At 65.4% G+C, this 7,813-nt stretch carries 9 protein-coding genes and 1 pseudogene; 6 read left to right on the top strand and 4 right to left on the bottom strand.

What is annotated here, in order from left to right:
• A pseudogene (locus tag WAN71_RS21825) lies at nt 1-751 on the bottom strand (steroid C27-monooxygenase); the annotation flags it as partial.
• Nucleotides 752-962: 211 nt separating this feature from the next.
• On the opposite strand from WAN71_RS21825, the gene WAN71_RS21820 reads away from it, so the two are divergent.
• The 3 genes from WAN71_RS21820 to WAN71_RS21810 all read left to right on the top strand — a co-directional run bounded on the left by WAN71_RS21820 (nt 963) and on the right by WAN71_RS21810 (nt 2,357).
• Nucleotides 963-1,556, top strand: coding sequence for a dihydrofolate reductase family protein (locus WAN71_RS21820; RefSeq protein ID WP_422227327.1), 594 nt, complete (start codon nt 963-965; stop codon nt 1,554-1,556).
• Nucleotides 1,557-1,675: 119 nt separating this feature from the next.
• A complete protein-coding gene (locus WAN71_RS21815) occupies nt 1,676-2,110 on the top strand; it encodes a hypothetical protein (RefSeq protein ID WP_422227326.1) in 435 nt (144 codons plus the stop codon).
• A gap of 28 nt (nt 2,111-2,138) precedes the next feature.
• Nucleotides 2,139-2,357: a hypothetical protein gene (locus tag WAN71_RS21810; protein WP_422227325.1), complete on the top strand. Its 219-nt coding sequence runs from the start codon at nt 2,139-2,141 to the stop codon at nt 2,355-2,357.
• 20 nt (nt 2,358-2,377) lie between these two features.
• Here the strand turns inward: WAN71_RS21810 and WAN71_RS21805 are convergent, their stop codons facing one another.
• Entirely contained in the window at nt 2,378-3,508 is a 1,131-nt protein-coding gene (locus WAN71_RS21805; RefSeq protein WP_422227324.1) for a nitronate monooxygenase, read from the bottom strand.
• Nucleotides 3,509-3,588: 80 nt separating this feature from the next.
• Nucleotides 3,589-4,062: a hypothetical protein gene (locus WAN71_RS21800; RefSeq protein ID WP_422227323.1), complete on the bottom strand. Its 474-nt coding sequence runs from the start codon at nt 4,060-4,062 to the stop codon at nt 3,589-3,591.
• Nucleotides 4,063-4,149: 87 nt separating this feature from the next.
• Between WAN71_RS21800 and WAN71_RS21795 the strand changes: the two genes are divergently transcribed.
• A complete protein-coding gene (locus tag WAN71_RS21795; protein ID WP_422227322.1) occupies nt 4,150-4,887 on the top strand; it encodes a glucose 1-dehydrogenase in 738 nt (245 codons plus the stop codon).
• Between the two features lie 3 nt (nt 4,888-4,890).
• On the opposite strand, the gene WAN71_RS21790 is transcribed toward WAN71_RS21795, so the two are convergent.
• Complete coding sequence (locus WAN71_RS21790) at nt 4,891-5,742, bottom strand: TIGR03619 family F420-dependent LLM class oxidoreductase (RefSeq protein WP_422227321.1); 852 nt, start codon at nt 5,740-5,742, stop codon at nt 4,891-4,893.
• Nucleotides 5,743-5,838: 96 nt separating this feature from the next.
• Here WAN71_RS21790 and WAN71_RS21785 point away from each other — a divergent pair, with 96 nt between their 5' ends.
• Together WAN71_RS21785 and WAN71_RS21780 are read left to right on the top strand one after the other, a co-directional pair.
• A complete protein-coding gene (locus tag WAN71_RS21785; RefSeq protein ID WP_422227320.1) occupies nt 5,839-7,017 on the top strand; it encodes an acyl-CoA dehydrogenase family protein in 1,179 nt (392 codons plus the stop codon).
• Between the two features lie 13 nt (nt 7,018-7,030).
• On the top strand, nt 7,031-7,813 hold a 783-nt coding region (locus WAN71_RS21780; RefSeq protein WP_422227319.1), incomplete at its 3' end, for an acyl-CoA dehydrogenase family protein.

Genomic DNA, 7,813 nt, shown 5'->3' with positions numbered 1-7,813 from the left:
CCACCGCCAGCAGGATGACGAAGAAGCCGAACTCGTCGTCGGAAAGTTTGTGGCCGTCGATGTCGGCCTCGATCAGCTTCGTGACCAGGTCTTCCGCTGGATTCTGCGCGCGGTCGGCAGCCATCTGCATGCCATACATGATCAATTCGACGGAAGCGGTGATGGCATCGTTGCTCGCGAACTCGGGGTCCTGGTCGCCAACCATCTCATTGGACCAGTGAAAGAGTTTCTTCCGGTCTTCCTGCGGCACACCCATCAGCCCGGCGATCGCCTGCAACGGCAGCTCACACGAAATCTGTTCGACGAAATCGCCGGAACCCTCGGCCGACGCGGCGTCGACAATGCGCCGCGCACGCTCGGCGAGATCTTCGCGCAGGCGCTCGATGGCTCGGGGAGTGAACGCCCGCGAAACGATCTTGCGCAGCCGGGTGTGCTGCGGCGCATCCATATTGAGCAGGACGAACTTGCCACGTTCGATCTGCTCGCCCACCGTGCCGTCCTTATAGCGCGGCAGCGCGGTCTTCTGCAGGCTGGAGAAGATATCGCTGCGCAGCGAAATCTCTTTGACGTCCTTGTGCTTGGACACCACCCAGAAACCACCGTCGTCGAACCCGCCGACGCCGAGGGGCTGTTCGTTCCACCAGATCGGTGCGGTTCGACGCATCTCGGCCAGTTCTTCAACCGGGAGGCGCTCGGCGTAGATGTCGGGATCGGTGAAATCGAATCCGGGCGGGATGTTCGGAGTCGGCATTAGGGGCACTCCTAGGAATACGACTATGAATACGACTTGAAGATGACGCGTTCTGGCCCAGTAAAGCATCGTGACAGCCGAGATGGAACGTGTTCCCGGCGGATTGCCAGGCACAGATTGAAACGTGTTCTCGCGACCGGCTCCGATGAGTTTCGGCTAGCTCGAAGGTCTGGATCTAGTGCCAGGCAAGCAACCAGCGAAGGGATCGGTCATGCGCATCGTTGTCAGCGACTTCATCAGCCTCGACGGTGTGGTGCAGGCGCCCGGCGGCCCAGGGGAGGACACCGACGGTGGATTCCGGCACGGCGGATGGTCGATGCCGTACTTCGACCCAAACACCATGGGCCCGGCGGTTGCCGAAGTCATGGCCGCAACCGAGGCACTGCTGTTCGGCCGACGTACCTGGCAGACGATGGCCGCTGCCTGGCCGACCCGGTCGGGTGACCCGTTCGCCGACCGGATGAATGCGATCCCCAAGTACGTGGCGTCGCGGACGCTGACCCCGCAGGATCTCACCTGGCCTGGCTCAACCCTGCTGCCCGCCGAAGACGCCATCGGCGCGGTGCGCAAGCTGCGAGAGCGGGACGGCAAGGCATTGCAGGTGATGGGCAGTGCCTCGCTGGCCGCACAGCTGATCGGACATGGACTTGTCGACGAATACCGCCTGATGATCGAGCCGATCCTGCTCGGCGGCGGCAAGCGGTTATTTCCCGACGACAGCTCGGCCCGAGCGCTCCAGCTCGTTTCGGCGACAACGACCGCTACTGGCGTCCTGATCTGCACCTACCAGCCAGCTGACCGCTGACCGACCGGCTGGATGCCGCCGCGCAAAACGGCCTTGTGGTCCGTGCGGCGCTGGCTATGCTTGCCCCAAGCCGCTGGGGGCGGTGAATGGCCCCCGCAACGTGACACCGAAGGTGGGTCATGATTCGCGAACTGTTCATCGCCGCTGCGATCACGGGTACAGCTGTCAGCCTGACGCCGCTCGCCGCCGCCGATCCGGGCAACTACGACGGCGACGTGCCGGGGATGAACTACCAGGCGTCGCTGGGCGCGCCGTGCGACAACTACGAGCGGTTCATCTTCGGACGCGGCCCGGGGGGTCAGGCCGAGGCCTGCCACTTCATCAACAACCAGCTGCCGGCCGCGCAGTCGGGGTACTGGGTGATCACCTACCCGCTCTATGGAGTTCAGCAGGTCGGTGCGCCGTGCCAAAACCCGCGCGGGTCGTCCGCCCAGTCTCCCGACGGACTTCCGATGCTCTGCACCGAACACGGCTGGCAGGTCGGTCAGTTGACCGGAGGGGGGTTCCCGGTTGGCGGCGGGGGCTTCCCGTCGGACACGGGTGCCGGCGGCTGACGGCCGTAGAGACTAGAGGGAGACTGTTATGGGCTTCAACGCCAAGGATGCGATCGACGCTGCCAAAGACATCGTGACGAACGCCGTTGAGCGGTCGTCGGACATCGTCGAAAATGCCGGCCACATCATCAAAGGGGACATCGCCGGCGGTACGGGCGACATTGTCCACAACTCAATCGACATCGCCACCTACGCCGTCGAAAGGGCCAAAGAGGTCTTCACCGGCACAGCCGCCGACGACGAGTAATCCCGCCGCAGGGCTGTTCGTCAGACGGTGGCTGCCTCGTTCAGCTCGTCGAGCCTGTTGGTCGCTTCCAGGTACTCCTGCACCCAGCGTTCGATGACGGTGGCTGTCTTCTCCACCTTGTTGAACTGTCCAACGACCTGACCGACCGGGTTGAACGCGACGTCGACGGACTCATTGGGGTAGCGGTTCGTGGCCCGAACCGCCATGCCGGACACCATGTACTGCAACGGCATACCGAGCGGCTTCGGGTTGTCCGGCTGCTCCCATGCCTCGGTCCAGTCGTTGCGCAGCATCCGGGCCGGCTTGCCGGTGAACGAGCGGCTGCGGACAGTGTCCCGGCTGCCGGCCTTGACGTAGGCCGCCTGCTGAACCGGGGTGTTGGAGGACTCCTCGACCATCAACCATTGCGAACCGGTCCACGCCCCTTGCGCGCCCAGCGCCAACGCAGCGGCGATCTGCTCGCCGCTGCCGATGCCGCCCGCGGCCAGCACCGGTACCGGCGCGACCTCCTTGACGACCTGCGGCCACAACACAATTGAGCCCACCTCGCCGCAGTGCCCGCCGGCCTCGCCGCCCTGGGCGATGATGATGTCGACGCCCGCGTCGGCGTGCTTGCGAGCCTGGGAGGGGGAGCCGCACAGCGCGGCCACCTTGAGTCCGGCGTCATGGATGTGCTTGATCATGTCCGCCGGGGGAGTGCCGAGCGCGTTGGCGATCATCTTCACCTTCGGGTGTTTGAGGGCCACCTCGACCTGAGGCGTGGCGGTCGCCTCGGTCCACCCGAGCAGCTGCAGGCTGTCGCCGTCGCTGTCCTCGATCGGGACACCGTGATCGGCGAGGATCTTCTTTCCGAAATCCAGATGCTCCTGCGGCACCATCTTGCGCAGCGTCTCAGCCAGTTCTTCGGCCGACAGGTGGGAGTCCATGCCCTCGTACTTGTTCGGGATGACGATGTCGACCCCGTAAGGGTGATCGCCGATGTTCTCGTCGATCCACTTGAGCTCAATCTCGAGCTGGTCGGGTGTGAAGCCGACCGCGCCCAGCACGCCGAAACCGCCGGCCTTGCTGACCGCGACGACGACATCGCGGCAGTGGGTGAACGCGAAGATCGGGAACTCGATACCGAGTTCGTCGCAAATAGCGGTATGCATGCCTACTCCTCGGACGCTTGCCGAATTGAAACGTGTTCTAGTTTAGTACGGAATTGTCGTGCTGTGACCACCCGGGTTGGTCAGACCACCTCGTTATGGGCCACCCACAGCACCAGGAAAGCCAGCACGCAGCCCGCGCACACCAGATGATCGCGCCAGATGGACCGCGCCAGGGCGGTTTGTTCGGCGGGACCGCCCGAACGGCCGCCGAGTCGGACCGCGTTGGGAACCGTGTGCCTCAGTGCCAGCAGAATCGGCGCGCCCGCGAGCAGCGCCGACACCGCGAGTAACCAGCCCGGGTCGTGCCCTCGGACGGCGCGGAACCCCAACGCTCCCAGCAACACCACCATGACGACAGCGATGAGCCGGCTCATCGGCCGGGATCCGGTGACCGCCCGCCGGTAGTAGTCCGCGATGGAAGCCAACGCCGATTCGGGCAGGTCACCCCTCGGATTCCCGTCCGCGAGAACCTGCGCATCGAACATGAGATCCATCCACAGCACAGCGAACAGAAACCCGCTGCATGCGGTGAGTAAAGAGGTCGCGACGCTCATCGTTCGATTGTTTCCCAGTCCGCGGCCGCGAGCGCAGGAGTGGAACAAGTTCTAATTCCGTTCCCGGCTGCGGTAGCCTGACGCGTCATGGGACGCGTGGACGGAAAAGTTGCATTGATCAGCGGCGGTGCTCGGGGGATGGGTGCTGCTCATGCTCGGATGCTGGTCGGCGAGGGCGCCAAGGTGGTGATCGGCGACATCCTCGACGAGGAGGGCAAGGCACTGGCCGATGAGATCGGTGACGCCGCGCGCTATGTCCACCTCGACGTCACTGCGCCCGACGACTGGGCTGCCGCGGTATCCACCGCGGTCAACGACTTCGGCAAGCTCAACGTGTTGGTCAACAACGCCGGCATCGTGGCGCTGGGCCAGCTGGGCCAGTTCGATCTGGCCAAGTGGCACAAGGTCATCGATGTCAACCTGAACGGTACGTTCCACGGCATCCAGGCCGCTGTCGAGCCGATGAAGGCCGCAGGCGGGGGTTCGATCATCAACGTCTCGTCCATCGAGGGTCTGCGCGGCGCCATCATGGTGCACCCCTATGTTGCCTCCAAGTGGGCGGTGCGCGGCCTGTCGAAATCAGCCGCGTTGGAACTGGCCCCGCACAATATCCGGGTCAACTCGATTCATCCCGGCTTCATCCGCACCCCGATGACCAAGCATTTCCCGGACGACATGGTCACCGTCCCGCTCGGCCGCCCCGGTGTCTCCGACGAGGTCGCCACCTTTGTGGTGTTCTTGGCCAGCGACGAATCCTCCTATGCCACCGGCGCGGAATTCGTGATGGACGGCGGCCTGGTCAATGACGTCCCGCACCGGCTCTAGCCGTTAGCGGAACTTCGCGATCACGGTCTGCGCGAACCGCTCGATCGACGGCCGGTAACGCTCGTCCTGGGCACCCGCCCACGGAGCACACATCACCGCCGTCACCCCGAGGTCCTCGGCGCGCCGGTAAAGATCGACCGACGGCGGCTCAAGCAGCGCCAACATGATCTCGAACCGTTCGCCGTGGCGCCCGTACTCCCGCCGCAGCGCCGTCAGCTTCTGCACGTAGCCAACCGCGTCGTCCCACGCGTACGCCGTGCCCACCCACCCGTCGCACAGCCGTGCGGCCCGACGCAGCGCCACCTCCGATTCGCCGCCGCACAGGATCGGCACCGGCAGGGGTGGGTGCGGCTCGAGCATCAACTCGGGCACCTGGTAGTAGTGGCCGCTCCACGACACCCAACCGCCCTGCCATAGGGCACGTAAAGCCGGGATCATCTCGTCGAGCCGCCTGCCCCGATTGCCGAAGTCCTGTCCCAGCAGTTCGAATTCCTCGCGCATCCAGCCAGCGCCGACCGCCAGCGATACCCGGCCGTCGGATATGACCGACGCGGTAGCCACCTGTTTGGCGACCTCCAACAAGGGACGGGCGGGGGCGACGTACACGGCATTGGAGAATCGCAGCCGACGTGTCACGGCCGCCATGGCACCGATGAGAATCCACGAGTCCGGCCACGCTGTCTCCGGCGACCACGGCGGACGCTCCGCCCCGGTCGGGTATCGCGACTGCAGGACACGCGGATAAATCAGGTGGTCAGCGCAGATCACCCCGTCGTAGCCGGCTTCGTCGAGCATTGTGGCGATCGCCAGCGCCTCCGCCGAATCCATAAATGCTGTGCCAGACCAGAACTGCATCAGGCGTCTCTTTCGATCAGCGGCACGTCGTAGTACTTTATGTTCCTTTTCGAAATTCCGGGCCGCAAGCAGCTGGGACGCGCTAGGAAGTGGATGGTGGATTTCGAACTCGACGCAGCGCAGAACGCCTGGTTGGCTGAGGTGCGTGATTTTCTGCAGCGCAACATCACGCCGGCGCTGAGGTCCGAACTGGCCGAACACGGCCAGGAGTTTCCCGGCGGGGAAGTCGCGTCGTTCCGGCGCAAGATCGGCGAGCGGGGATGGTTCGGACTGAACTGGCCGCCGGAGTACGGCGGTCTTGGGCTCGGCGCGACCCATCAGCACCTGCTGATGCGCGAGTTCGAATACTGGGGCGTCCCCGGACCGGATCTCACCGTGACTTCGGTGGCGCCGATGATCATGCGGCACGGCACCGAACAGAACAAAACCGAGTTCCTTCCGCCGATAGCGCGCGGAGAACTGACCTGCGCAGTGGGCTACTCCGAACCCGACGCGGGCACCGACCTGGCCAGCTTGCGCACCCGCGCCGTGCAAGACGGCGACGAGTGGGTGATCACCGGATCCAAGATCTGGAACAGCGGCGCCCAGCGAGCAACCCATGAATGGCTCTGTGTCCGAACCGATCCCAGCGCCCCCCGGCACCGGGGAATTTCGGTGATCATGGTTCCCGTCGATCTACCTGGCATACAAATCCGCCCGCTGTACGCGTGGTCGGGGTATCGCACCAACGAGGTGTTCTTCGACGATGTCCGAGTGCCCGTCGGCAACCTGATCGGCGAGGTGAACCGGGGCTGGACCTACATCACCGGGGCGCTGGATCTCGAGCGGGGGGCGTTGACCAACGCGGGCGATCTGCGCCGCGCGCTCGACGAGCTGGTCGAGCTGGCCGGCCGGCCGCGTCGCGACGGCTCAACGCCGCTGCAAACGTCCGGCTTTCGCCGTCGACTCGCACAGGCCGAGGCGGATGTCGAAGCAGCATTGCTGATGGGATACGAGGCGGCGTCACTGCTGGACAGCGGTGTGATCCCTACTGTTGAAGTCAGCGTCGAGAAAGTCTTCACCAGCGAATTGCGCCAGCGGATCGCCGATTTGGCCATCGACCTGCTCGGCCCCGACGGCCTGCTGGCGTACCGCAGCCCGGGCGCGCCCGAGGACGGGAAATTCGAACGGCTCTACCGGGTCGCGCCGCTGATGCGGTTCGGCGGAGGCACCAACGAGGTGCTGCGCGACGTCATCGCCCAGCGTGGCCACGGCATGCCGTCGTACGGACGCTGATGGCGACGACATCGTGAAACTGCTACCGGATCAGGATGAGCGAGACCTGGCCTCGATGCTCTCCGCGCTGTTCGCCGCCGAGTGCCCGATAAGCCTGGTCCGCGACCTTCGCGACGCGGACCCACGGGCGACGCCCGCCCGGCTGTGGAAGTCGTTGGCGGACGCCGGCGTATTCGGCCTGTTGCTTCCGCAGGAATACGGCGGCGCCGGCGGCGCGCTGTCCGACCTCGGCATCTTCTGCCTCGAGGCGGGCCGCGGCCTGTGCCCGACGATCGTGCACGGCACGCTGCAGGCCGCTCTGGCCATCCAGCTGCTTGGCGGACCCGATCAGCATGCGGCGTGGCTGCCCTCGCTGGCCGACGGAAAAATCAGTGCCACAACATGTTTGTGGGGTCCACGTAATGCCGCAGTGACCACACCGACGCTGCGTGTGCGTGCGGAGGCTTGGGGCGGCTGGCGGCTCAGCGGCGCGGTCGATTTCGTCGCGGACGCCGACCTGGCCGATCACCTCGTGGTATCGGCAACCGCGGCGGGGGAACGGGTGATGGCGTTCGTCGTGCCGTTGACCGCAGCGGGCCTGTGGATCGATCCGCTGCGGTTGATGGGCGGGCACCGCACATTCCGGATCGGATTCGACGATGTGGAGGTGATTGATCCGGCGGCGGTGCTGGACGGAGCCGACGGTGCGGGCCTAGCCGAACAGGACCTGCGCCGGTTGGCCAACGCCGCAGTGGCGTTGCTGTCGCTGGACCTCGTCGGTGTCGGCGAGGCTGTACTGCAGCGCACGGTCGATTAC

The sequence above is a fragment of the Mycobacterium sp. genome, assembly GCF_049280035.1.
Taxonomy (GTDB): domain Bacteria; phylum Actinomycetota; class Actinomycetes; order Mycobacteriales; family Mycobacteriaceae; genus Mycobacterium.
This window is presented reverse-complemented; position numbering and strand designations above follow the sequence as displayed.

What these genes read in the sequence shown, in the direction of transcription:
- WAN71_RS21820 (WP_422227327.1), top strand. Translation starts at nt 963, where the DNA reads ATGCGCATCGTTGTCAGCGACTTCATCAGCCTCGACGGTGTGGTGCAG.
- WAN71_RS21815 (WP_422227326.1), top strand. Translation starts at nt 1,676, where the DNA reads ATGATTCGCGAACTGTTCATCGCCGCTGCGATCACGGGTACAGCTGTC.
- WAN71_RS21810 (WP_422227325.1), top strand. Translation starts at nt 2,139, where the DNA reads ATGGGCTTCAACGCCAAGGATGCGATCGACGCTGCCAAAGACATCGTG.
- WAN71_RS21805 (WP_422227324.1), bottom strand. Translation starts at nt 3,508, where the DNA reads ATGCATACCGCTATTTGCGACGAACTCGGTATCGAGTTCCCGATCTTC.
- WAN71_RS21800 (WP_422227323.1), bottom strand. Translation starts at nt 4,062, where the DNA reads ATGAGCGTCGCGACCTCTTTACTCACCGCATGCAGCGGGTTTCTGTTC.
- WAN71_RS21795 (WP_422227322.1), top strand. Translation starts at nt 4,150, where the DNA reads ATGGGACGCGTGGACGGAAAAGTTGCATTGATCAGCGGCGGTGCTCGG.
- WAN71_RS21790 (WP_422227321.1), bottom strand. Translation starts at nt 5,742, where the DNA reads ATGCAGTTCTGGTCTGGCACAGCATTTATGGATTCGGCGGAGGCGCTG.